The following is a 23,585-nucleotide window of genomic DNA, read 5'->3' as shown; positions in this document are numbered from 1 at the left end:
CGGACGGCGCTCGGCATCCGACCGCAGGGGTGCGCCGACCTCGGCCGGTACGGTGGCGCCCGTGACCGCCGCCTCCTCGACCTCCGCCCCCGCCCGCGCTGCGTGGGCCGTGGGCATCGCCTCGTACTCCACCGCCGACGGACGGGTGCTCGACACCTGGTACCCCGAGCCCCTGCTGGGCCACACCGAGGGGGCCCTCCGCCTGGCCGAGGAGCTGGGCCACACCGGTTCCGGCACGCGCGAGCTCGACCGTCGCCAGGCCCTCAACGCGCTGCGCACCGACCTCGACCTCATCACCAAGGACGATGCGCTGCGCCGGGTGCGCCGGGCCGTCGTCGTGACCTTCGTCGAGGACCTCGACCAGCCCCCGGTCGACGCCCACGACGTCTACCTCCGCCTCCACCTCCTGTCGCACCGGCTGGTGCAGCCGCGGGCGCAGAACCTCGACGGCATGTTCGGCCTGCTCACCAACGTGGTCTGGACCAACCACGGCCCCTGCGCCGTGGAGCGCTTCGAGCAGACCCGCATGCGGCTGCGCTCGGCCGGCCTGCACGTCACCGTGTTCGGCATCGACAAGTTCCCCCGCATGGTCGACTACGTCCTGCCCAGCGGCGTGCGCATCGCCGAGGCCGACCGCGTGCGCCTCGGCGCCCACCTGGCCGACGGCACCGTCGTCATGCACGAGGGGTACTGCAACTTCAACGCCGGGACCCTGGGCGAGTCCATGGTCGAGGGCCGCATCAGCGCGGGGGTCATCGTGGGCGCCGGCTCCGACGTCGGCGGCGGGGCCTCGATCATGGGCACCCTCTCCGGCGGCGGCAAGGAGGTCGTGTCGGTGGGGGAGGGCTGCCTGATCGGGGCGAACGCCGGCATCGGGATCTCGCTCGGCGATCGCTGCACGGTCGAGGCCGGGCTCTACGTCACCGCCGGCACCCGGGTGACCCAGCCCGACGGCCAGGTCGTGAAGGCCGGCTCGCTCTCGGGCCGTGACGACCTGCTCTTCCGCCGCAACTCGGTGAGCGGTGCCGTCGAGGTCCTCTCGCAGTCGGTCGACTGGGGCTCGCTCAACGCCGACCTCCACAGCAACGACTGAGGTCGCTGACCCGTGACCGGCTTCGTCCCCCCGCCCTACCCCTACGACCGGCTCAAGCCCCTCGAAGCCAAGGCGCGAGCGGTGCCCGGGGGCACCATCGACCTGTCCATCGGCACGCCGTGCGACCCGCCGCCCGCGCTGGTGCACGAGGCGCTGTCGGACCCCGACGCGGTCCGGGCGTACCCGCCGTCGGTGGGCACCGCCGCCTACCGCGAGGCGGTCGTCGGCTGGCTGGAGCGGCGCTTCGACGTGCGCGTGGCCCCCACGCAGGTGGCGGCGTGCGTGGGGTCCAAGGAGCTGGTGGCCGGCATGCCCCAGTGGCTGCGCCTGCGCACGCCCGAGCGCGACACCGTCCTGTACCCGGCCATCAGCTACCCGACCTATGCCATGGGCGCCACCCTCGCCGGGTGCCGGGCCGTGCCGGTGCCGGTCGACGACGCCTGGCGCCTCCGGCTCGAAGCCATCGACCCCGCCGACGCCGCCCGGGCGTTGTGCCTGTGGGTCAACACGCCGGGCAACCCGGCCGGTGGCCTCGACGACCTCGGCGCTGCCGCCGCGTGGGGCCGCACCCACGGGGTGCCCGTCCTTTCCGACGAGTGCTACGCCGAGTTCACCTGGGACGGCCCCAGCCGGTCGATCCTGCAGCACGGCACCGACGGCGTGCTCGCCGTGCACTCGCTGTCGAAGCGCTCGAACTTCGCCGGCGCCCGCATCGGCTTCTACGCCGGCGACGCCGAGCTGGTCGGCTACCTGTCGGAGGTGCGCAAGCACGCCGGGTTCATGCCGCCCGGGCCGGTGCAGCTGGCCGGGGCCCTGGCGTGGCGCGACCACCGCCACGTGGCCGAGCAGGTGGAGCGCTACCGCGAGCGTCTGGAGCTGCTGATCGAGGCGTTCGCCCGCATCGGGCTCGAGGCCCCGATGCCCGCCGGTGCCTTCTACCTCTGGGTCCCGGCGCCGGACGGCGATGCGTGGGCGCTGGCGGAGCGGCTCGCCGTCGAGGGCGGCGCCCTGGTGAGCCCCGGCGAGTTCTACGGCGAGGCCGGTGCCGGCCACGTGCGCGTCGCCGCCGTGCAGCCCACCGAGCGCATCCGGCTGCTGGTCGACCGCCTCGGCTGACGGCCGGGTCGCGGCCGGATCGGGCAAGGGGTTGCCCACCAGGCCCGGCGATCGGTGAGAATGGCGGCCATGACCGCGGCCACCAACCCCTCGCGACGCAAGCCCGGCAAGGTCGGCTTCTGGATCGGCGGCCTGCTGGTCGTGCTGGCCATCGTGGTCGGCGTCGGCGGCGTGGCGCTGGGCATCAAGCACGTCTCCGACACCGTCGACGGCCTCCAGCGGGCGTCGGTGCGCAACGGCGGGTCGCTGCAGCTCGAGCCCGGCACCTACGACGTGTTCCTGGAGTACCCGGGCATCAACGACTCCTCGTTCCCGTCGGCCTACGGCCTCGGCGCCCTGCGCATCACCACCAGCGAGGGCCGGCCGGTCGAGATCACCCCGCCGACCTCGAGCCTCACCTACGAGTTCGGCGACCACGAGGGCAAGAAGGTCGGCCGGCTGCGCATCGAGCAGGCCGGGCGCTACGTCGTGGAGGCCAACCAGCAGAGCTTCGGCAGCGAAGAGGTGGCCATCGGCGACGGCGACCCCACCGACGGCTTCGCGATCGTGGGCCTCGGCATCCTGGGCGGCCTCATCCTCTTCGTGGTGGGCGTGGTGCTGCTCATCGTCAGCGGGGTCCGGCGCAGCCGCTCCAAGCGCCCGCCGACCCTGGGCTACCCGCCGGCCCCCGGCGGCTGGGGCGCCCCGCAGGGCACGTGGGGCACGCCGGCCCCGCCCGCCTGGGGGGCTCCGGGTGCGCCAGGCGCCGCACCCGGTTGGACGCCCGCCCCGGCGCCCGGCAGCTGGACGCCGACGCCCCAGCCCGGCGCCCCGACCGCCCCCGGCGGCTGGGCCCCTCCGCCCACCGCCCCTCCCGGCACCGCCCCGGGCTGGGTGCCGCCCACGCCGCCCCCCGCCGATCCCGCGCCACCGGCCACCGATGGCGGCTGGCCGCCCGCCCCGGGACCCACGTCGTCGTGACCGACCTCCTCGCCCTCACCCGGGACCTCGTCGCGATCGCCTCGGAGAGCCACGCCGAAGCGGAGATCGTCGGGTGGCTCGAAGCCGAGCTGCGCGCCGTCCCCTGGCTGACCACCGAGCGGGTGGGCCTGAACCTGGTCGCACGGACCACGCTCGACCGCCCCGTGCGCGTCTTGTTCGCCGGCCACACCGACACCGTTCCGGCCAACGGCGACAACGCCACGCCACGCATCGAGGGCGACACCCTCTGGGGGCTGGGCGCCACCGACATGAAGGCCGGCGTGGCGGTCATGCTCGAGCTGGCCCGCACCGTCAGCGAGCCGGCCGTCGACGTGACCTACGTGTTCTACGCGGGGGAGGAGGTCGCCGCCGTGCACAACGGCCTCGGCCACCTGTTCCGCGACCGCCCCGACCTGCTGGAGGCCGACGTCGCCCTGCTCGGCGAGCCCACCGACGCCGCCATCGAGGCCGGCTGCCAGGGGACCATGCGCCTCCAGGTCACGCTGCACGGCAAGCGGGCCCACCCGGCGCGGCCCTGGATGGGCCGCAACGCCATCCACAAGCTGGGCCGGGTCCTGGCTGCGGTCGAGGCCCACCCCACCCGGGAGCCGGTGATCGACGGCTGCCGGTTCCGAGAGGCGCTGCAGGCGGTCGGGGTCACCGGCGGCGTGTCGGGCAACGTGGTGCCGGACCTGGCCACGGTCACCCTGAACCACCGCTTCGCGCCGGACCGGAGCCCCGCCGAGGCCGAAGCGGCCATCCGGGCGGTGCTCGCCCCCGCCCTCGAGGACGGCGACGAGGTCGAGGTGGTCGACGTCGCTCCGGCCGCCGCCCCGTCGCTCGACCACCCGGTGCTGGCCGCCCTGATCGAGCGCAACGGCCTCACGGTCGAGGCCAAGCTCGGCTGGACCGACGTGGCCCGCTTCGCCGAGCACGGGATCCCCGCCACCAACTACGGGCCCGGCCACGCGCTGATCGCCCACACCGCGGAGGAGCGGGTGGATCGCGAGCCCATCGAGCGGTCGTTCGCGGCCCTCGACGAGCTGCTGCGCACCGGGCCGTGAGGCTCCGGCGCTCCCGGGCCGGCGCCGCGCCCGGGTCGCAACGGCGTAGCGGCCCGGCGGGGGAGCAGCCGTGGTGGGACGCCGCCGCCCAGGCCGACCTGGAGGCGCTGGCCCTGCCGAAGGGCGCGCTGGGGCGGGGCTGGGTGGCGGTCCCGATGCTCAACAACGTCGAGGAGGTCGAGCCCCATGCGTCGGGCCCGGCCGCCGACGCGCTCACTGCGGTCCGCGCCGAGCGTCGGCTCGTGGCGCTCGACGGGGGACGGGCCTGGCGGCGGCGGGAGGGCCAGGTCCTGGCCGTGCTCCGGCTGGAGCGCTTCGCCGATGACGGCGCGACCGGTGCCGACGCGCACCGTGCCGTGTGGCAGGAACGTGGTGCCGAGGCCCTCGAGGCCACGTGGCGGGCGAACTGGGCCGACCGTGACGTGGTGGCCGGCTGGATCGAGGCCCGACCGGTGCGGCCCGAGGCGCGGCCGGATCCGCTGCACGTGTTCGCCGCCGCCGACCCGAGCGGGCCGGCTGCTGCGGTCGACTGGTTCGCGGTGGAGGACCACACCCGGGGCCCGGACGTGGTGACGCTCTACCAGCACCTCACCGTGTGGCGGGGCCGCTCGCTGGCCACGCTCACGGTCCGCCACGACCTGGGCCTCGACCTGGATCGGGAGGCGGCTGGCGCGGCGGCCGCCCTCCACGAGGTGCTGGGCGGCTGAGGGAGCGAGGAACCGGGCCGGCCGGGGCGATCCGGCCGGCCCGGCGGACGGTCAGAGCTTGCGCATGACCGTCACGACCCGCCCGAAGATCTGGACCTCTTCGGGCGAGAACACCATGGGGTCGAGGCGGGGGTTCGACGGCAGCAGGACCACCTTGTCGCCGTCTCGGCTGTAGGTCTTGACCGTGGCCTCCTCGCCGGGGATGCCGGCGATGACGATGTCGCCCTTGGCCGCCTCGGTCTGGGACTTGGCGACCACCAGGTCACCGTCGAGGATCCCGGCGTCGATCATGGAGTCGCCCCGGACCCGCAGCATGAACAGCTCACCGTCCCCGGTGAGGTCGGCCGGCACAGGGATGACCTCCTCGACGTTCTCCTGGGCCAGCACGTCGGTGCCGGCGGCGACGTCGCCGATGAGCGGCACGTGGCGGACGGGCCGACGCTCGACCGCGGCGCCGGAGGCGGAGTCCCACCGGACCTCGATGGCGCGGGGCTTCGTGGGGTCCCGGCGCAGGAAGCCGAGGCGCTGGAGCGTGGAGAGGTGCGAGTGCACGGTGGAGGGCGACCCGAGGCCGACGCTCTCGCCGATCTCGCGGACCGACGGCGGGTACCCCCGCTCGCGCATGGCCGTGTCGATGCACTCGAGGATCTGGCGCTGGCGGGCGGTGAGGGTCTGCTCGGCCATTGGGGCCTCCCGGGTTCGAGGCCGCCCCGGGACGGGGCGAACAGGTGGTCGATCGGGACCGTAGCATCGCGCAGGTGTTCGGGCAAACATCTGTTCGGCACGGGGTTGACGGGGAACGGGTGTTCGTGGCTATCCTGCTCCCCAGAACACCCGTTCGTGGAACGGTTGTTCGTCCGTCGAAACTGTCAGACCCCCTGCGGAGACTGCTCACCATGGCTGCGATCCTCGAACCCCACCGCCTCCCCGCCTCCGCCGGCGCCCCCCGGCCCGAGCTCCGCGTCCTGCAGGGCGGCCGCTCCGCTCGCCCCGCCCCGGCCCGGCCGTTGGTGACGCCGGGCGCGATCGCCGCCTTCGTGGCGGTCACGGTCCTCCTCATGGTCGGCTTCGTCGCCATCGGCCGCGGCGCCTTCTCGGCGGCGGCTCCGGCCACGCCGGCCGCCGCCACCGCACCGGCGGCCGGCGCCCGCACGGTCACCGTGCGAGCGGGGGACACGCTGTGGTCGATCGCCCGTCGCCTCCGTCCCACCGGGGACGTGCGGCCCCTGGTCGACCAGCTGGCCGAGGCCAACGGCGGCACAGCGATCGCGCCGGGCGATCGCCTCGTCATCCCCTCCTGAGCCAAGGCTCGGGCCGACCGTCGGACCGGTGGTCGCGGCGCGGTAGCGTCGCCGGGTGCGCTGTCCGGCCTGTGGGAGCTTCGACGACAAGGTGGTCGATTCGCGCCAGAGCGAGGACGGCACGTCCATCCGCCGACGCCGGGCCTGCCTGGCGTGCCAGCGGCGGTACACCACGTTCGAGCGGCTGGAAGAGGTGCCCCTGCTCGTGGTGAAGCGCTCCGGGGACCGTGAGCCCTACGACGTGGCCAAGGTCGTCGCTGGTCTGGCTGCGGCCACCAAGGGGCGCCCGGTCGATGCCGGCCAGCTCGACGACCTGGCGGGCGCGGTGGAGGAGTCGCTCCGCCTGGAGGGGCCGGAGGTCCCGAGCGAGGAGGTCGGCCGAGCCGTGCTCGAGCGCCTGCGCGACTTGGATGTGGTGGCGGCCGTGCGCTTCGCCAGCGTCTACAAGGAGTTCGACGACCTCGCCGACTTCGAGCGAGAGTTGACCGAGCTCACCCACTCGGCGCTCACCAAGGCCACCGAGCCCAAGCGGCACTGAGCCGGCCGCCGGGCGGGGTCGACCTCGTCGGCCGCCTGGCTGCGGAGTGAAGTCGAATGTTCGCTCGGATCACGCGCCGTGGTCTAGGGTGAGCCAGATGTCACCCATCGGGTGACCCGCCTTGGCGGTGCAGGCACGAACTTCGGGGAGATGCAGATGACGGGATCAGCGCGGCAGACGGCACGCGGGGCGGTGCGGCTTCGGGCCCGCCGCATCGCCATGGCGGTCACGGGCGCCCTGGCGCTCACCATCGGCGCAGGCGTCGCTCTCGTCGGCACCTCGGCGCCGGCCGGCGCCGTGACCATCTGGAACCCGCCCGGCGCCTGCGGCTCCGTGCAGTCCACGGTGGTCCCCGCCGGCGTGTTCTCGATGTCGGTCAGCGCCATCGGCGCCAAGGGCGGCCAGGGCGGCAACCAGTCCAGCGGCGAGAAGGGCACGGGCGGCCTCGGCAGCTTCGTCACCGTCTCGAGCATCGCCGTCACCCCCGGCCAGACCATCTCCGCCGTGGTCGGCTGCGCCGGCGCTGCCGGCGGTGACTTCGCCAACAACGCCACCACGCCGGGCTGGGGCCTGGGCGGCGGCGCCGGGCGCGGCCAGAACACCATCTTCGACACCGACGGCGGCAGCGGCGGCGCCGGCGGCGGCGCCTCGGCGGTCTGCCTCGGCGGCACCTGCACCGGCGGCGGCGGCACGCAGCTCGTCGTGGCCGGCGGTGGCGGCGGCGGCGCCAGCGGCAACTGCGCCGGCACCCGCGCCGGCAACGGCGGTGGCGGCGGCATCGCCGGCACCTCGGCCAACGGCACCGGCGGCGGCCCCTCGGGCGCCAACGGCACCAACGGCGGCGACTCCGGCAACAACGCCAACGGTGGCGCCGGCGGCGGCGGCGGCGTCAACAGCGCCGGCGGCTCGTCGTCGGGCGGCACCTCGGCCAACGGGTCCGGCGGCGTGTCGGTCAACGTGGTCGGCGGCGGCGGCGGTGGCGGCTTCGTCGGCGGCGCAGCCGGCAGCGGCGCCAACACCGGGTGCAAGGGCGGCGGCGGTGGCGGCGGTGGCTCCTCGTGGGTCATCGGCACGGCCACCGGCGTGCAGACCACCAACTCGTCGGCCGCACCCGGCGTGACCGTGACCTTCGCCGACCCGATCGCCACCACCACGACGTCGACCACCACCACGTCGACCACCACCTCGACGAGCACGTCGACCACGTCGACCACCACCTCGACGAGCACGTCGACCACGTCGACCACGCAGCCGACCACGACCTCGACCACGTCGACCACCTCGACCACCGAGCCGACGACGACGTCGACCACCTCGACCACCGAGCCGACCACGACCTCGACCACGGAGCCGACCACCACGTCGACCACCATCGAGCCGACCACGTCGACCACGGTCGTCGGGACCACCTCCACCACGGAGGCCCCGTCGAGCACGACGTCCACCACGGTGCTGGGTGCCTCGAGCACCACGGCGTTCCCGAACACCAGCAGCACGACCGCTCCGCCGGCCGTCGCCGGCACGGGCACGAACAACGGCTCCGGCACGGGCGGCACCAGCGCCGGAGCGCTGCCCCGCACCGGCTCGAACACGCAGCCCCTGCTGCTCACCGGTGGGGCCCTCGTCCTGCTGGGCGGTGCGGTCCTGGTGCTCCGCCGTCGGCAGCTCGGTGCGGCCTGAGCGCAGGCTCTGACCCACCCGCACGCCTGATCCGTGCCCCGGTCGCCCTCGGGCGGCCGGGGCACGGTCGCGCCCGGGCCGCGGTGCCCGGCCCGGTGAACCACGGCAAGCCGTTGCGCGCAGGGCGGCCGACCCGTGGTGCGACCAGAACGGCCGCCGCCACCTTTGGTCGCGGTCGGTGTCGATGCGGGGCGGTGGTTGCGACCAGAGCGAGCTTCGCCCGCTTCGGTCGCGATCGGTGCGGGAGGGCGCGGCCGACCCGTGGTGCGACCAGAACGGCCGCCGCCACCTTTGGTCGCGGTCGGTGTCGATGCGGGGCGGTGCTTGCGACCAGAGCGAGCTTCGCCCGCTTCGGTCGCGATCGGTGCGGGAGGGCGCGGCCGACCCGTGGTGCGACCAGAACGGCCGCCGCCACCTTTGGTCGCGCTGGTCGTCGGTGGAAGGCTGCGGCTGCGACCAAAGGCTCATCCGAGGGCTTTGGTCGCGATCGGTCCCCCTTTGGGGCGGGACGGCCCGGTCGGTGGCGCCGACGGTCCGCTGGCGCCGGCCGGGCGAGGGCGCCGGTCGGGCGCGGGTGGCGGTCAGGCCCGGACGTAGCGGGCGAAGAGGACGCCGTCGGCCTCCCAGAGGTGGGCCAGCTCGACGTCGAGCGGCTCGCCGTCGGGGCCGTGGGCGGCCCGGGCGCTGTCGCCGCCGACGAGCAACGGGGAGGTGGTCAGGTCGAGCTCGTCGACCAGGCCGGCGGCGAGGAGCTGGCCGTTCAGGCTCGGCCCGCCCTCGCACAGCACGGTGGCCACGCCGCGATCGGCCAGCCAGCCGAGCGCGGCCGCGAGGTCGACGCCGTCGTCGCCGACGTCGACGATCTCGGCCAGCCCGTCGAGCGCCTGGCGCCGTGCCGTCGGGGCCGAGGTGACGGTGAAGACCACCGGCGGCGCGGTGGCCTCGGTGAACATCGCGCTGGTGGGATCGAGGTCGAGCGACCGGGTCACCAGGGCGAGGCGCGGGTACGGCGCCTGGCCGCGCGCCTCGCGCTCGGCCCGGCGGTCGGCGGGCGTGCGGGGCGGGCCGTAGGACTCGGCCCGAGCCGTGCCGGCGGCCACGAGGATGACGTCGGCCACCGACCGCAGCGCCGAGAACACCGCCTTGTCGGCAGGCCCGCCGAGGCCCTCGGAACGTCCCTCGACCGCCGTGGCGCCGTCGGCGCTGGCCACCATGTTGGCGAGCACCCACGGCCGACCCTCGGGCGCCGGGCGGGCGGCCGCGGCGTGGGCCGCTGCGGGGTCGACGTCGGCGGCGGGGACGGGAAGGAGCTGGCGCACGCGGGCACGGTAGCGGTCGCCCTGGCAGCATTGGCCCATGTCCGGGACCGAGCGCACCGCCTATCGCACCTGCCCGCTCTGTGAGGCCACCTGCGGCCTCGAGCTGCGGGTCGTCGACGAGCGGGTCACCCGCATCCGGGGTGACCGGGACGACGTGTTCAGCCACGGCTACGTGTGCCCGAAGGGCTCCACCCTGCGGCAGCTCCACGAGGACCCCGACCGCCTGCGCCGCCCGCTCGTGCGCCGCGACGGCGAGCTGGTGGAGGTCTCGTGGGACGAGGCCTTCGCCGAGGTCGAGCGGCTGCTGGCGCCGCTGCTCGCCGAGCACGGCCGTGACGTGGTGGCCACCTACCTCGGCAACCCGAACTCCCACAACCTCGCCGGCACCCTCTACCTCAAGCCGCTCCTGCGGGCGCTGGGCTCCCGGAACGTCTTCTCCGCCAGCACCGTCGACCAGCGGCCCAAGGAGCTGGCCAACGCCTGGCTGTTCGGCGGCTCGCTGACCCTCGCCCTGCCGGACCTCGACCGCACCGACCTCCTGCTCATCCTCGGCGCCAACCCCTACGCCTCGAACGGCAGCCTGGCCACGGCTCCCGACTGGCCCGGTCGCATCGAGGCCATCCGCGAGCGGGGAGGCAAGGTCGTGGTGGTCGACCCCCGCCGCAGCCGCACGGCCGAGGAGGCCGACGTGCACCTGGCCATCCGGCCCGGCACCGACGCGCTGCTGCTCGCCGCCGTGGTCACCACCCTGGCCGAGACCGACCGCATCGACGCCGGCCCGGCGGGGGAGTGGGTCCGAGGCATCGCCGAGGTGGTCGAGGCCCTCGCGCCGTTCACCGCCGAGGCGGTCGCCGCCTCCGTCGGCATCGGCGCCGACCAGATCCGCGAGCTGGCCCGAGACCTGGCCGACGCGCCCCGCGCGGTGGCCTACGGCCGCATCGGCACCACCACCGCCGAGTTCGGGACCCTGGCCAGCTGGCTGGTCGACGTGGTCAACGTGGTCACCGGCAACCTCGACCGCCCGGGCGGGGCCATGTTCAACCGGGCCGCCGCCGCCTCGTCGAACACCCGGGGCGCCCCCCGCTTCGGCCGGGGCATCAGGGTCGGTCGCCACCAGAGCCGGGTGCGGGGGCTGGCCGAGTCGCTCGGCGAGCTGCCCGTCTCCTGCCTGGCCGAGGAGATCGACACGCCCGGCGAGGGCCAGGTCCGCGCCCTCGTCACGGTGGCGGGCAACCCGGTGCTGTCGACGCCGAACTCGGGCCGGCTCGACGCCGCCCTGGGCCTGCTCGACTGCTACGTCGCCGTCGACATCTACCTGAACGAGACCACCCGCCACGCCGACGTGGTCCTGCCGCCGCCGAGCGCCCTGCAGAAGGTGCACTACGACGTCGTCTTCAACCAGCTGGCCATCCGCAACGTGGCCAACTGGTCCCCAGCGGTGCTGCCGCTCGACGACGGCCAGCCCGACGAGTGGCAGATCCTGGCCAAGCTCGCCCTGATCGCCCAGGGCCTGGGTGCGGGCGCCGACCCGGCACTCGTCGACGACCTGGTCGCCAGCACCCTCGCGCAGCAGGCCGTGGCCGACGAGCACGGCCCGGTCCACGGCCGCACCGCGGAGGAGCTGCTCGAGGGGGTGGCGCCCCGGACCGGGCCAGCTCGCCTCGTCGACCTCCTCGTCCGCACCGGGCCCTACGGCGACGCCTTCGGCGCCCGCACCGACGACGTCGCACCCGGCGTGCCGCCGCTCAGCCTCGACGTGCTGGAGGCCCGGCCCCACGGCGTGGACCTCGGCCCGATGGCCCCGCGGCTCCCCGACGTCCTGCGGACCCCGAGCGGCCTGGTGGAGCTCGACGCCGAGCCGTTCCTGGCCGACCTGCCCCGCCTCCTGGCCGCCCTCGATCGGCCCGTCCCCGACGCCGTGCTGGTGGGCCGGCGGGACCTCCGGTCGAACAACTCCTGGATGCACAACGTCGAGGTGCTGGTGAAGGGGCGGCCGCGCTGCACGCTCCACGTGCACCCGACCGATGCCGAGCGCTGGGGGCTGGTCGACGGTGAGCTGGCCACCCTCTCGGGTCGGGTGGGCTCGCTGGAGGCGCCCGTGGAGGTGACCGACGGCGTGCGGCCCGGCGTGGTGAGCCTCCCGCACGGCTGGGGCCACGACCTGCCCGGCAGCCGGTTGGGGGTGGCCGGGCGCCACGCCGGTGTGAACAGCAACGTGGTGGCCGACGAGCGGCTGGTGGACGAGCTGTCGGGCAACGCCGTGCTCAACGGCATCCCGGTGACGGTCTCGCCGGCCGGGACCGGCTCGCCGGTGGCCGGCGCCGCCCGGGCGCCGGTGCCCGCCTGAGCCGGACATCTCGCCCCGGCGACGCCCCGGCCGCGGCCCCCGGGTGGCGGGCCGATCCGCTCAGCCGTCGGCGACGGCGGCGGCCACGGCGGGGTCGCTGGTGGGCTTCACCACGGCCCGCACCTTGCGCAGGGCCCGCAGGAGCACGTCGAGCTCGTCGGGGTCGAGCACCCCGGTGAGGATGCGGTCGACGGTGTGCAGGTGCGAGGGCAGGACCCCGCCCAGCTTGGCCAGGCCGGCCGGGGTGAGGATGGCGAAGAAGCCCCGCCGATCGGTCTCGCACGGCTCCCGCGTGACCAGCCCGGCCTGGTCCAGGCGGTCGACGAGTCGGGTCAGGCCGCTGTTGGTCAGGGTCGACTGGGCGGCCAGCTCCGTCATGCGCAGGCGGCGCTCGGGGGAGCGGGCGAGGCGGATCATCACCTCGAAGGCCGAACCGGAGATGCCCAGGCCCTCGAGCTCGCGCTCGAACACGTCGGTGACCCCGGCGGCGGTCTCCACGAGCAGCCCCATGGCGGTGAGCCGATCGTCGGCCAGCATCGGGGCGGCGGCGTCGCCGGCGGGATCCATCGGGGTCAACCTACCGGACGACATCGGCTCCTCCGTAGCCCACGCGCCGTACGCTGCGCCGGTTCTCGCCACGCTCTGCGGCGGTCCACGGGCGTGTGGATGAACGGCGGGGAAATCCCCGCGTAATCCACAGGGTTGTTCCCCTTCCGTTCCACAGACCAGGCGCCGTAGGTTGGCACCCGGTAGCAGCGAGCGTCGGACGGTTGGTCGGAACAAGTGGTGTGGGAGCTCCGTGGGGGCCGGCTTCGGCCGGCAGCGGGGCTTTGAACGTGAGGGAGCAGGGGAGGCCTCTGGAGGTCGCCCGTTCCCTTCGACCTGGCCATTGACCGTCCGTCGCTCGCTGCCAGCCGAGCACGGAAGAGGGCGCTGACCTCCCGCGCTCCGAGGCCGTCCAGGGGTCCCGAGGTTTTCTGGCGCCACCGTTGACACCGGTGTAATTACCGTGCTGTAGTGCACCTCTACATCTTGTGGTGATCCGGGTTTAGGGGACCCCATGACCACCACAGGTAGTGGGTAGCGGTTCCAGCAGCGAAGCTGGGCGAGTCCGCCCAGCCGCGCGGATGACCCTGCGCACCTTCCCGACCCCAGACAACGACCCCCAGACCTCAGACGCACAGGAGCGCTCCCACATGGCCATGGCCCCCGAACAGACCGGCATCGACATCCGGCGGACCTTCACCACCGAGGGCGTCCACCCCTACGACGAGGTCACCTGGGAGCGGCGCGACGCCCGCATCACCAACTTCCGCGACGGTTCGGTGGCCTTCGAGCAGCTCGACGTCGAGTTCCCCACCACGTGGTCGCTGAACGCCACCAACATCGTCACCCAGAAGTACTTCCGGGGCACGCTGGGCACGCCGGAGCGGGAGTCCTCGCTCAAGCAGGTCATCGACCGGGTGGCCGACACCATCACCACCTGGGGCATCGAGGGCGGCTACTTCGTCGACGACCGCGAGGCCGCCACCTTCGAGGCCGAGCTCAAGCACCTCCTGGTCAACCAGAAGGCCGCCTTCAACTCGCCGGTCTGGTTCAACATCGGCGTCGAGGGCGTGCCGCAGCAGGCCTCGGCCTGCTTCATCCTCTCGGTCGACGACTCCATGGACTCGATCCTGAACTGGTACCGGGAAGAGGGCACCATCTTCAAGGGCGGCTCGGGCGCCGGCGTGAACCTCTCCCGCATCCGCTCCTCGGTCGAGTACCTCAAGGGCGGCGGCACCGCCTCGGGCCCGGTCAGCTTCATGCGCGGCGCCGACGCCTCGGCCGGCACCATCAAGTCCGGTGGCAAGACCCGCCGCGCCGCCAAGATGGTCATCCTCGACGTCGACCACCCGGACATCGAGGAGTTCATCTGGTGCAAGAGCCGTGAGGAGAACAAGGCCCGCGCCCTGCGCGACGCCGGGTTCGACATGGACCTCGACGGCCGGGACAGCCACTCGATCCAGTACCAGAACGCCAACAACTCGGTCCGGGTCACCGACGAGTTCATGGAGGCCGTGGTCGCCGACGGCGACTGGCACCTCCGGGGCGTCAAGGACGGCGAGATCAAGAAGACCATCCGGGCCCGCGACCTCATGCGCCAGATCTCCCAGGCCACCTGGGAGTGCGCCGATCCCGGCATGCAGTTCGACACCACCATCAACAAGTGGCACACCGCCCACAACACCGGGCGCATCAACGGCTCGAACCCGTGCTCGGAGTACATGCACCTCGATGACTCCGCCTGCAACCTGGCCAGCCTCAACCTGCTGAAGTTCGTCGACGAGCACGACACGTTCGACGTCGAGGGCTTCAAGGCCGCCGTGCAGGTCATCTTCACCGCCCAGGAGATCCTGGTCGGTCGGGCCGACTACCCCACGGGCCCCATCGGCGACACCAGCCGCAAGTTCCGCCAGCTCGGCATCGGCTACGCCAACATCGGCGCCCTGCTGATGGCCATGGGCTTCGCCTACGACTCCGACGAGGGCCGGGCCTGGGCCGGGGCGATCACCGCCCTCATGACCGGCCACTCCTACGCCACCTCCGCCCGCACCGCCGCCCGCATGGGCCCGTTCGCCGGCTACAGCGAGAACAGCGAGCACATGCTCCGCGTGCTCAACATGCACCGCGAGGCCGCCGCCGGCATCGACGAGGAGCTGGTCCCGGCCGAGCTGCTCTCCGCCGCCCAGCAGTCCTGGGACGAGGCGTGCGAGCTCGGCGAGCAGTTCGGCGTGCGCAACTCGCAGGCCTCGGTCCTGGCGCCCACCGGCACCATCGGCCTGATGATGGACTGCGACACCACCGGCATCGAGCCCGACCTCGGCCTGGTCAAGATGAAGAAGCTGGTCGGCGGCGGCAACATGACCATCGTCAACCAGACGATCCCGCGTGCCCTGCACCGCCTCGGCTACACCGAGGAGCAGATCGCCGACATCGTCGACTACATCGACGTCGAGAAGAGCATCCTCGGCGCCCCGCACCTGGCCGCCGAGCACATCCCGGTGTTCGCCTGCTCCATGGGCGACAACCCCATCCACTACATGGGCCACGTGCGGATGATGGCGGCGGTCCAGCCGTTCATCTCCGGCGCCATCTCCAAGACCGTCAACATGCCCGAGGACGTCTCGGTCGAGGACGTGGAGCAGCTCCACATCGAGGCCTGGCAGCTCGGCGTGAAGGCCGTCGCCATCTACCGCGACAACTGCAAGGTGGCCCAGCCGCTGGCCATGGCCAAGAAGGGCGACGCCGACGTCAACGGCCCGGCCACCAACGTGGCCGAGGCGGTCGCCTCGGTGCTGGCCGCCGAGCCGCAGATCGTCGAGGTCGAGCGGGTCGTCGAGAAGATCGTCGAGCGCATCGTCGAGAAGAAGGTGCCCACCCGCACCAAGCTCGAGCGCAACCGCACCTCGAAGACCTTCGAGTTCCGGGTGGCCGACTGCAAGGGCTTCGTGACCGTGGGCGAGTACGCCGACGGCCGCCCCGGCGAGGTGTTCCTCAAGGTCGCCAAGCAGGGCTCCACCCTGGCCGGGATCATGGACGCCCTGTCCATCAGCCTGAGCTACGGCCTCCAGTACGGCGTGCCGCTGCGGGCCTTCGTCGAGGCGTTCACCAACACCCGCTTCGAGCCGGCCGGCATGACCGACGACCCGGAGCTGCGCATCGCCTCGTCGCTGCTCGACTACATCTTCCGCCGGCTGGCGCTGGACTACCTCACCTTCGAGGAGCGCCAGGAGCTGGGCATCCTCTCCGTCTCGGAGCGCACCCAGCCCACCCTGCCGGGCGTCGAGGAGACCGTGGTCGAGAACCGCATGGGCCACGACCTGGTCGCCGACCCGAAGTCGATCCCGTCGGCCTCGGAGCTGGCCATCACGCTCGAGGAGGAGGCCGAGGCCAAGGCGGCCGACGCCCAGCCCAGCCTGCTCGACCGGGCCGGCGTCACCGACCTGTCGGACCACGCCCACAACCACACCCCGCCGCAGGTCAAGCCGGCGGTGCAGCACTCCGACGCCCCGTACTGCATGCAGTGCGGCGTCCAGATGCAGCGGGCCGGCTCCTGCCACGCCTGCCCCAGCTGCGGCAGCACCAGCGGCTGCAGCTGAGCGCAGCGCCTCCGGGCGCCCGCTGAACCACGAGGTGAGAGGAGGGCCCGGTGCTTCGGCACCGGGCCCTCCTCGTGCCCAGGTCAGCGGGACTCGGTCGTGGCAGCATCGACGTCAGAGGTCTGAGCCACCTGCGTTGCCGAGGTGGTCGGGCTCCTCGCCGCCGGCATCGAGGGACGACCGGAGCCCTCGCCGCCGACCTGAGCGTCACCAACGCTTGCGGCGGGCCTGACCCACCTTCGCTCTGGCCGCAGCCGGACCGGGCCGGGGCGAGGGCTTCGCGGCGCTGCTACCTTCCGACGTTTCGGACATCGACCAGCGCGTGGAGCACCGCCGTGGATGCAGCAGGCAGGCAGGCCCCCTCGACGAGAGCCGGTCACGTGCCGGTGGAGCATCGCTGGTTGGGGCTGGACCGGCGGGCCTTCGTGCCGGCGGCGGTCGTGCTCGGGATCATCCTGCTGATGACCGCGGTGGTCCCTGCGGTCAACGAGGCGGTGGGCTGGGACGACGAGGTCGAGGCCGGCGACGTGATCGACATGGGCGACGGGGTCACGTTCGTCCCGCCGGTCGGCTGGGAGCTGCTGAGCGGCATCCGCCTGGACGACGAACCGAGCACGGGGCTCCCCGCCGATGCGGTGGCCCTCGTCGCCGGCGGCGGTGTCGCCATCCGGGTGCAGCGGGGACCGTTCGACGGAACGTCGACCGATCTGCTGGCGCAGCTGAACCGGCTCCACGACCGGTCCGGCGATGCCGACGACCAAGGCTTCAAGGTCACCAGCGCCCACCAGAGCGTCACGACCTCGTCCGGCATCACCGGGGTGTCCGAGACCGTCACCTCCGCCTCCGGCGACGCCCGGTTCGTGGCCTTCACCGTCGGCGGGGATCGAGGGGGGGCCGACCACGACCGGGGTCACGATCACCATCACCGGCGGCTCCGGCGCGTACGCCGCACGAGCCTCGGAGATCGAAGCGGCCATCGCCAGCGTCACCTACGAAGGCGCGGCATCGTGACCGCCACCATCGACGACACCCCGGTCGCCCCGACGGCGCAGGAGGCGGCGATCGAGGCCTCCGGCTGGGGTGAGCCGTTCCGGCTCGTGCAGCTCCGCAACCCGCTGTTCTGGCTCTACGTGTGGGCTGTCGGCAGCGGCGTCGTCCACCTGGTCCGGGTCTACGAGGGGAGCGTGGCCAACTACGGCGGTGCACTCGCTGCCGGCACGATCCTGTTCGGCATCTACACCGTGCCGTGGGTGTTGTTCCTCCACCACCGGGACCGCTTCACCTCCGAAGCGCCGAAGCTGCTCGCCGCCGGCTTCCTCTGGGGTGCGGTGCCGGCCACGTTCTTCCTGGCCATCACCGTCAACGACGCCGTGCTGACCCTGTACGCCAAGCTGTTCGGGCAGGCCTGGGCCTCCGACTGGGGAGCTGGGCTCACCGCCCCGTTCACCGAGGAGACCTCGAAGGCGCTCGGGCTCGTCATCCTGCTCGGCCTGGCCCCGCGCCTGGTTCGCAACGCCTACGACGCCTTCGTGATCGGGGCGTTCATCGGCCTCGGCTTCGAGGTCTCCGAGGACGTCCTCTACGTGTACCAGGGCGCCGGCCAGCACTTCGGGACGAACCAGCCGGTCGCCGTGCTGCAGATGGTCGTCGTCCGAGGCGCGTCGGGCGTGGTGTCGCACGCCCTGTTCTCGGCCATCTTCTGCACCGGGCTCTACTGGGTCCTCGGGCGTGGCGTCGAAGGCCGACGGCTCGGCCACGGCCTCTTCGCCATGGCCGCTGCGATGGCCTTCCACGGCGTCTGGGACGACGCCGGCGCCCTCGGGAACCTGATCCACGACACCTTCGGGATCTTCGTCGTCATCCCGCTCGTCATCGTCGCCTCGGTGGCCACCGTGATCTTCGTCGCCCGGGAAGCATCGTCCACCGAGAAGACCTGGATGCACGACCTCCTCGCCCCCGAGGTCGCCGCCGGGATCCTCACCGAGGACGAGGCCGAGGCCATGGCGCTGAACCACCACGCCCAACGCAAGCACCTCAAGAAGACCGTCCGCGGCCACCACGACCGCAAGGTCGCCCGCCACGTCCTCGAAGCCGCCCACGACCTCGCCGAGGCCATCGCCCGAGACCGCGGCGAACCCACCCCGGCAGTCGAGCACGCCCGTGCCGAGGTCACCCGAGTGCGCTCCCTCTGACGAACCCGTGCGGTGTCGACCGTCGCGGCGATGTCACCGCCGCGATCTCCACCGACGCTCCTCGCGATCTCACCGCGGAGCGAAGCGCCTCTGGGCGCTGGCTGGAACTGAGGTGAGAGGACGACCCGGTGGTTCGGCACCGGGTCCTCGTCGTTCGCCGGGCACTCGTCGTTCGCCGGGCCCGACGTGACAGCAGGGTCAGAGGGGGGGTGATCCTCAGCGGTCCTGGGGGAGGTGGTCGACGGCTTGCCGCGCGGCCGACGCCGGACCGCAGCCAGGGGTCAGGCGCACCGCGTCGGCAGGGCGCCCTCCGTGGCCCGCGGTGCGTTCGATGTGGTCGATCAGGGGAAGCACGTCCGCAGCGGGGACGGCGGGGCTCCAGTGGAAGCCCTGGCCGAAGGCACAGCCCATGCGGACCAGGGCCTCGATCTGGTCCGGGCGCTCGATGCCCTCGGCGACGGTGTGGAAGCCCAGGGCGGTGCCGAGCGCCACGGTCCCGGCCACGATCTGCGCCATGCGCTCGTCGTGGCCGAGGCCGTCGACGAAGGAGCGGTCGATCTTGACGGCCCCGACCGGCAGGCGGGCCAGCAGCACGAGCGACGAGTAGCCGGTGCCGAAGTCGTCGACGGAGAGCAGGACGCCACGCTGGTCGAGCAGCACCAGGCCGGCCATGGCCGCGTCGAGGTCCCGGAGGGCCGAGGTCTCGGTGATCTCGAGGGTCAGGCGCTCGGGCGGGAGGCCGGTGGAGGCCAGCACCGCCGCGACGAGGTCGACGAAGCCGGGGTCGGTCAGCTGCACGGCCGAGACGTTGACCGCCACCTGGAGCCGCCGGCCGCCCGCCATCCAACGAGCGGCGTCGGTGCACGCTCGCAGCAGGACCTGGGCGCCGAGGTCGCTGATGAGGCCGCTGGCCTCGGCGACCGGGATGAACGTCTCGGGCGAGACGAAGCCGAGGTCCGGGTGGTCCCAGCGGGCCAGGGCCTCGACGGCCACCACCCGGCCGGAGCTGAGCTCCACGACCGGCTGGTAGTAGGGCACCACCCCGCCACCGCTCAGCGCCAGCTTGAGCGCAGCGGCGTGGGAGACGCGGTCCTGGGAGCTCCGCTCCAGCCCCGGCTCGAACACCACCAGCTCGTCGGGTCCTTGGCGCTTCGCCTGGTACAGCGCCATGTCCGCCTGCCGAGCCAGGTCGTCGCCGGTGGCGGTGTGGTCGTGGGCGGCACCGAAGCACACCGAGACGAACACGTCGTCGGCGCCGATGGCGAACGGGGTCGAGAGCCCGGTCCGGATGGCCTGCACCACCTCGAGCGCGTCGGTGAGACCGGCGCTCCCGGGCCGCAGGACGGCGAACTGGTCGTTGCCGATGCGGGCAAAGGTGCACCCGTCCGGCAGCGTCGCCTCGATCCGGCGCGCCACGTTGACCAGCAGCGCATCGCCGGCTGCGGGGCCCAGGGAGTTGTTCACGTCGCAGAGGTCCACGACGTCGAAGAAGACCAGCGCACCGCCTGCGGCGTTCCCGGCGCGCAGCAGGGTAAACAGCTGGTCCCGGCTGGTCAGCCCCGTCAGGGCATCGAGCATCGCGGCGCGGAGCTGCTCGGCGTGGGCCTCCATGCGATCGGTGACGTCGCGGAGGTTGCCCACCACGAACCCGACCTCGGGGTCGGCCAGCAGATCGGTCGCGACCTCTTCGACCCAGCGCTCGCGCCCTCGGCCGTCGACCATCCGGAACGCCACCTGCACGTGGTCGCCCGGCGTCTGGAGCTGGTCCACGAAGGTGGCCAGCACACCGTCGCGGTCCTCCGGGTGGATGAGGTCGAGCCCGTGGGCGCCCACCAGGGCGACGTCGTCGAGACCGAACACCTCGCGCACGGCGGGGCTCACCCACCGGATGGTGAAGTCACCGTCGAAGAACACGGCCACGTCGGAGGAGCGGCGGGCGATGGCCTCGAAGCGCGCCAGGTCTTCGCGACGGGGTTCGCTCGGGCTCGACATGGCGTCCGCTTCCGCTGCGGGGATCCGTGGATCCCCTTGATCGGCCCCGGCCGGCTGCTTGACCTGGTGCCTTCACCCTAGGGGCTGGATGTCCATTTCGTCCGGTTCGCTGCATGCGGCGGCACGTCTGCCGCTCCTTGGCGGCGCGCCCGGGGTCCGAGGTGCTGGACTGCAGTGGTGACCGACCGGATCGAGATCTCCCGTGCCATCGCCGCCGACCCGGAGGCGGTGTACGCCGCCATCTCCGACGTGACCCGCATGGGGGAGTGGTCCGAGGAGTGCCACCGCTGCGAGTGGCACGACGGCTCCGACGGCCCGGTGGTCGGGGCCACCTTCGACGGCCACAACCGCAACGGCGACAAGGAGTGGGTCACCGAGGCCACCGTGATCGAGGCCGAGCCCGGCCGCTCCTTCGCCTTCGAGTGCCGGATGTTCGACTTCCACTACGCCACGTGGGGCTACCGCATCGAGCCCGTCGACGGCGGCAGCCGGGTCACCGAGTGGACCGACGACCTCCGGCCCGAGTCGGCGCTCGAGTTCAGCGCCAAGACCTCCGGCATCGACGACCGCGCCGGCCGCAACCGCCAGACCATGAGCACCACCCTCGAGCGCCTCGCCGCCGCCCTCGAGGCCTGATGGCTGGAGCGGGCGGCGCCGACCGGTCGCGGTTGCGGACCACCGGAGCCGGCCGGCGTGGGGCCCGGATGGCGGCGGCCGCCCTCTCGCTCCTGGTCGGGCTGGCTGGCTGCTCGGGCAGCGACGGCCGCCGCGGCTCGAGCACCTCGGTGAGCGCGGCGGACCGGTCGACGACGAGCACCACGACCACGATCCCTGCGCAGCCGCCGTCGACCGTGCCGGCGGTGGCGGGCCGGCCCAGCCAGCCGGCCCAGGCCACGTCCGGGCCCGGCAGCAGCGCGCTGGCCCACGACGACTGGCGGGTCAGCTCCGGGGGCACCGGGGCCGATGCCTGGTACGTGTTCGAGCCGGTGGGGCCCCGCCCGAAGGCGGCGCCGGTGGCGGTCGTGCTCCACGGCTACTACGAGTTCTCCGGCTACGGGACCATGTACGAGCTCATCCGCCACACCGTCCTGGGCGGCAGCATCGTCGTCTACCCCCGCTGGCAGACCGGCACGGCGACGCCGTGCCCCGGGCCCTACGACATCGAGCCGTGCATCCGCTCGGCGCTGGCCGGGATCCGCGGCGCACTGGACTTCTTGCGGGCCGACCCGAGCCGGGTCCAGCCCGACGTCGACCACGGGGCGTCCTACTTCGGGTTCTCCTTCGGCGGGATCCTCACGGCCGACCTGGCGAACCGCTGGCGGGACCTCGACCTCCCGAAGCCGACCGCCATCTTCCTCGACGACCCCCACGACAGCGGGCTCGACGGCGACGGCGAACCGTCGCTCGACGACTCGCTCGCCGGCATCCCGTCGACGGTCCTGCTCGAGTGCCACTCCGGTGCGCAGGGCGTGCTCGCCGAGCCCGGCAAGGCCGACTCGAGCTGCAACGCCGTGTTCCCCCTGCTCGGCCACATCCCCGAGGAGCGGAAGAGCCTCGTGGCCACCGTCGCCGATCGCCACGGGGCACCGGCCCTGCTGGCCAAGCACGGGGTCTGCGCCGCGCCGAAGGGCAAGGCCGACGCCTACGACTGGAACTTCTGCTGGAAGGTCTGGGACGCCCTGCGGGCAGCGGCGGCAGGGGACGAGGGCGCAGCGGCCGAGGCGCTCGGAGACACGCCCGAGCACCGCTCGAACGGCGAGTGGAGCGACGGCACCCCGATCGCCCCGCTGCAGGTCCAGGCGGCGGCCCCGATCCGGCCCTGACCGGCGACCGTGGGCACCCGATGAGCGACCGCCCCCGACCGGTGGCGCTCGCCACCAATGGGGTCAGACCCGGGCAGGGCGGCGCTCGGCGTCACCTCGGCTCGACGCCGTGGTGGCGCCGTGCGAGCGGAGGGCGACGAGCTCGCCGGCGGCCAGGGCGGCGACGCAGCCCTCGATGAAGATCGAGGCCAGGCCCAGCGGCTCGAGCCAGTTGCCGATGTCCTCGGTGGCCGAGGGCATCCCGACGGTGCGGTTGACCACGTAGCCGACGAGGGTGGCGGCGGCCAGCCCGCCGCCGAGCAGCCAGCCGCGTCGCACGTCGCCCCGGACCAGCATCGCGGCGGCCACCACGCAGCCGACGATCAGGGCGATGTAGGCGTAGCCGAGGTAGGGGGTCTCGGTGAGCTTGCCCTGGAGGTCGAGGAGGTGGACGAGGGCGATGGCCGCGAGGCCGACGACGCCGGCTCCTCGGGCGGTGTGGTTGTGGTCGGGGTGGGAGGTCGGCGTGGTGTCCATGGGGCGGACGGTACGGACGGCCTCGCCACCGGTTCGCCAAGCCCGGGTCAAGGTTCGGCAAAGCCTCCGGCGATCCGCCGGTCCCGTACCGGGCCGCGCCGTACGCTCCCGGCCATGGCCCGCCTGCTGCTCGTCGAGGACGACGAGGCCATCGCCCAGCCGCTGGCCCGAGCGCTCGGCCGCGACGGCCACGAGGTCCACGCCGCGCGGACCGGCGAGGCGGCGCTGGAGCGGTTCGCCCGCGGCGGGGTGGACCTCGTGGTCCTCGACGTCGGGCTCCCGGGCATCGACGGGGTCGAGGTGTGTCGACGGGTCCGACAGGCCGACGCCGGCGTGCCCATCGTGATGCTGACCGCACGGGCCGAGGAGCTCGATGCCGTCCTCGGTCTCGACGCCGGGGCCGACGACTACGTGACCAAGCCGTTCCGGCTGGCCGAGCTGCTCGCCCGGGTGCGGGCGAACCTCCGTCGGGTGCCTGACGACGGCGAGCTCGTCGAGGGCCCGGTCCGCGTCGACGTCGCCGCCCGACAGGTGTGGGTCTCGGGCCACGAGGTCTCGCTCTCCCCGAAGGAGTTCGACCTCCTCGCCCTGCTGGTGGCCAACGCCGGGAGCGTGGTCACCAGGGAGCGGATCATGGAGGAGGTCTGGGACGAGCACTGGTTCGGTTCGACCAAGACCCTCGACGTCCACGTCTCCTGGCTCCGCCGCAAGATCGACGCCGATGGGGGCGAGCCGACGGCTGCCGGGCCGATCACCACCGTGCGGGGCGTCGGCTTCCGCTACGAGCGGGCCTGA

19 protein-coding genes are annotated in these 23,585 nt (G+C 73.4%); 14 read left to right on the top strand and 5 right to left on the bottom strand.

The features are described from left to right. Positions 1–61: 61 nt before the first annotated feature. The 5 genes from dapD to KSP35_RS06750 all read left to right on the top strand — a co-directional run bounded on the left by dapD (position 62) and on the right by KSP35_RS06750 (position 4,940). Complete coding sequence (gene dapD / locus KSP35_RS06770) at positions 62–1,093, top strand: 2,3,4,5-tetrahydropyridine-2,6-dicarboxylate N-succinyltransferase (protein ID WP_217000218.1); 1,032 nt, start codon at positions 62–64, stop codon at positions 1,091–1,093. A 12-nt stretch (positions 1,094–1,105) separates the two neighbouring features. Then, on the top strand, positions 1,106–2,209 hold the full coding sequence (locus KSP35_RS06765) for a pyridoxal phosphate-dependent aminotransferase (protein ID WP_217000215.1): 1,104 nt from the start codon (positions 1,106–1,108) through the stop codon (positions 2,207–2,209). Between the two features lie 69 nt (positions 2,210–2,278). Next, complete coding sequence (locus KSP35_RS06760) at positions 2,279–3,169, top strand: hypothetical protein (protein WP_217000212.1); 891 nt, start codon at positions 2,279–2,281, stop codon at positions 3,167–3,169. Beyond that, entirely contained in the window at positions 3,166–4,233 is a 1,068-nt protein-coding gene (gene dapE, locus KSP35_RS06755) for a succinyl-diaminopimelate desuccinylase (protein ID WP_254127019.1), read from the top strand. Before KSP35_RS06760 ends, dapE begins: the two co-directional genes overlap by 4 nt. After that, positions 4,230–4,940: a hypothetical protein gene (locus KSP35_RS06750; protein WP_217000209.1), complete on the top strand. Its 711-nt coding sequence runs from the start codon at positions 4,230–4,232 to the stop codon at positions 4,938–4,940. Before dapE ends, KSP35_RS06750 begins: the two co-directional genes overlap by 4 nt. Before the next feature lie 51 nt (positions 4,941–4,991). Here KSP35_RS06750 and lexA read toward each other — a convergent pair whose 3' ends face one another. Further along, a complete protein-coding gene (lexA, locus tag KSP35_RS06745; protein WP_217000206.1) occupies positions 4,992–5,624 on the bottom strand; it encodes a transcriptional repressor LexA in 633 nt (210 codons plus the stop codon). Positions 5,625–5,836: 212 nt separating this feature from the next. Between lexA and KSP35_RS06740 the strand changes: the two genes are divergently transcribed. The 3 genes from KSP35_RS06740 (at position 5,837) to KSP35_RS06730 (ending at position 8,459) form a co-directional block, all read left to right on the top strand. Next, positions 5,837–6,241: a LysM domain-containing protein gene (locus KSP35_RS06740; protein ID WP_217000204.1), complete on the top strand. Its 405-nt coding sequence runs from the start codon at positions 5,837–5,839 to the stop codon at positions 6,239–6,241. Positions 6,242–6,296: 55 nt separating this feature from the next. Then, a complete protein-coding gene (nrdR, locus tag KSP35_RS06735; protein WP_217000201.1) occupies positions 6,297–6,779 on the top strand; it encodes a transcriptional regulator NrdR in 483 nt (160 codons plus the stop codon). A 156-nt stretch (positions 6,780–6,935) separates the two neighbouring features. Next, positions 6,936–8,459 carry an LPXTG cell wall anchor domain-containing protein gene (locus tag KSP35_RS06730; RefSeq protein ID WP_217000199.1) on the top strand — a complete coding sequence of 508 codons (1,524 nt, stop codon included), beginning with the start codon at positions 6,936–6,938 and terminating at the stop codon, positions 8,457–8,459. A 581-nt stretch (positions 8,460–9,040) separates the two neighbouring features. On the opposite strand, the gene KSP35_RS06725 is transcribed toward KSP35_RS06730, so the two are convergent. After that, complete coding sequence (locus KSP35_RS06725) at positions 9,041–9,778, bottom strand: pyrimidine reductase family protein (RefSeq protein ID WP_217000196.1); 738 nt, start codon at positions 9,776–9,778, stop codon at positions 9,041–9,043. A 37-nt stretch (positions 9,779–9,815) separates the two neighbouring features. Here KSP35_RS06725 and KSP35_RS06720 point away from each other — a divergent pair, with 37 nt between their 5' ends. Further along, positions 9,816–12,125 (top strand): molybdopterin-dependent oxidoreductase, encoded by a 2,310-nt coding sequence (locus tag KSP35_RS06720; RefSeq protein WP_217000194.1) that lies wholly within the window; start codon positions 9,816–9,818, stop codon positions 12,123–12,125. A 60-nt stretch (positions 12,126–12,185) separates the two neighbouring features. Here KSP35_RS06720 and KSP35_RS06715 read toward each other — a convergent pair whose 3' ends face one another. Further along, the gene (locus tag KSP35_RS06715) at positions 12,186–12,692 is read right to left on the bottom strand and encodes a MarR family winged helix-turn-helix transcriptional regulator (protein ID WP_217000191.1); all 507 of its coding nucleotides are present in this window, start codon (positions 12,690–12,692) and stop codon (positions 12,186–12,188) included. Between the two features lie 629 nt (positions 12,693–13,321). Here KSP35_RS06715 and KSP35_RS06710 point away from each other — a divergent pair. Together KSP35_RS06710 and KSP35_RS06705 are read left to right on the top strand one after the other, a co-directional pair. Continuing rightward, positions 13,322–16,267: a vitamin B12-dependent ribonucleotide reductase gene (locus KSP35_RS06710; RefSeq protein ID WP_254127018.1), complete on the top strand. Its 2,946-nt coding sequence runs from the start codon at positions 13,322–13,324 to the stop codon at positions 16,265–16,267. 401 nt (positions 16,268–16,668) lie between these two features. Further along, entirely contained in the window at positions 16,669–18,459 is a 1,791-nt protein-coding gene (locus KSP35_RS06705; protein ID WP_217000187.1) for a PrsW family intramembrane metalloprotease, read from the top strand. 216 nt (positions 18,460–18,675) lie between these two features. On the opposite strand, the gene KSP35_RS06700 is transcribed toward KSP35_RS06705, so the two are convergent. After that, positions 18,676–20,451 (bottom strand): bifunctional diguanylate cyclase/phosphodiesterase, encoded by a 1,776-nt coding sequence (locus KSP35_RS06700; RefSeq protein ID WP_217000184.1) that lies wholly within the window; start codon positions 20,449–20,451, stop codon positions 18,676–18,678. A gap of 177 nt (positions 20,452–20,628) precedes the next feature. On the opposite strand from KSP35_RS06700, the gene KSP35_RS06695 reads away from it, so the two are divergent. Together KSP35_RS06695 and KSP35_RS06690 are read left to right on the top strand one after the other, a co-directional pair. Beyond that, positions 20,629–21,087, top strand: a complete 459-nt coding sequence (locus KSP35_RS06695; protein WP_217000180.1) for an SRPBCC family protein — start codon at positions 20,629–20,631, stop codon at positions 21,085–21,087. A gap of 68 nt (positions 21,088–21,155) precedes the next feature. Continuing rightward, positions 21,156–22,274: a hypothetical protein gene (locus KSP35_RS06690; protein ID WP_217000176.1), complete on the top strand. Its 1,119-nt coding sequence runs from the start codon at positions 21,156–21,158 to the stop codon at positions 22,272–22,274. Between the two features lie 63 nt (positions 22,275–22,337). Here KSP35_RS06690 and KSP35_RS06685 read toward each other — a convergent pair whose 3' ends face one another. Beyond that, positions 22,338–22,790 (bottom strand): hypothetical protein, encoded by a 453-nt coding sequence (locus tag KSP35_RS06685; RefSeq protein WP_217000173.1) that lies wholly within the window; start codon positions 22,788–22,790, stop codon positions 22,338–22,340. A 114-nt stretch (positions 22,791–22,904) separates the two neighbouring features. Between KSP35_RS06685 and KSP35_RS06680 the strand changes: the two genes are divergently transcribed. Continuing rightward, a complete protein-coding gene (locus KSP35_RS06680) occupies positions 22,905–23,585 on the top strand; it encodes a response regulator transcription factor (RefSeq protein ID WP_217000171.1) in 681 nt (226 codons plus the stop codon).

The sequence above is a fragment of the Aquihabitans sp. G128 genome (assembly GCF_019048865.1).
Lineage (GTDB): Bacteria > Actinomycetota > Acidimicrobiia > Acidimicrobiales > Iamiaceae > Aquihabitans.
This window is presented reverse-complemented; position numbering and strand designations above follow the sequence as displayed.

What these genes read in the sequence shown, in the direction of transcription:
- KSP35_RS06760 (WP_217000212.1), top strand. Translation starts at nt 2,279, where the DNA reads ATGACCGCGGCCACCAACCCCTCGCGACGCAAGCCCGGCAAGGTCGGC.
- lexA (WP_217000206.1), bottom strand. Translation starts at nt 5,624, where the DNA reads ATGGCCGAGCAGACCCTCACCGCCCGCCAGCGCCAGATCCTCGAGTGC.
- KSP35_RS06740 (WP_217000204.1), top strand. Translation starts at nt 5,837, where the DNA reads ATGGCTGCGATCCTCGAACCCCACCGCCTCCCCGCCTCCGCCGGCGCC.
- KSP35_RS06730 (WP_217000199.1), top strand. Translation starts at nt 6,936, where the DNA reads ATGACGGGATCAGCGCGGCAGACGGCACGCGGGGCGGTGCGGCTTCGG.
- KSP35_RS06720 (WP_217000194.1), top strand. Translation starts at nt 9,816, where the DNA reads ATGTCCGGGACCGAGCGCACCGCCTATCGCACCTGCCCGCTCTGTGAG.
- KSP35_RS06715 (WP_217000191.1), bottom strand. Translation starts at nt 12,692, where the DNA reads ATGGATCCCGCCGGCGACGCCGCCGCCCCGATGCTGGCCGACGATCGG.
- KSP35_RS06710 (WP_254127018.1), top strand. Translation starts at nt 13,322, where the DNA reads ATGGCCATGGCCCCCGAACAGACCGGCATCGACATCCGGCGGACCTTC.
- KSP35_RS06700 (WP_217000184.1), bottom strand. Translation starts at nt 20,451, where the DNA reads ATGTCGAGCCCGAGCGAACCCCGTCGCGAAGACCTGGCGCGCTTCGAG.
- KSP35_RS06690 (WP_217000176.1), top strand. Translation starts at nt 21,156, where the DNA reads ATGGCGGCGGCCGCCCTCTCGCTCCTGGTCGGGCTGGCTGGCTGCTCG.
- KSP35_RS06685 (WP_217000173.1), bottom strand. Translation starts at nt 22,790, where the DNA reads ATGGACACCACGCCGACCTCCCACCCCGACCACAACCACACCGCCCGA.
- KSP35_RS06680 (WP_217000171.1), top strand. Translation starts at nt 22,905, where the DNA reads ATGGCCCGCCTGCTGCTCGTCGAGGACGACGAGGCCATCGCCCAGCCG.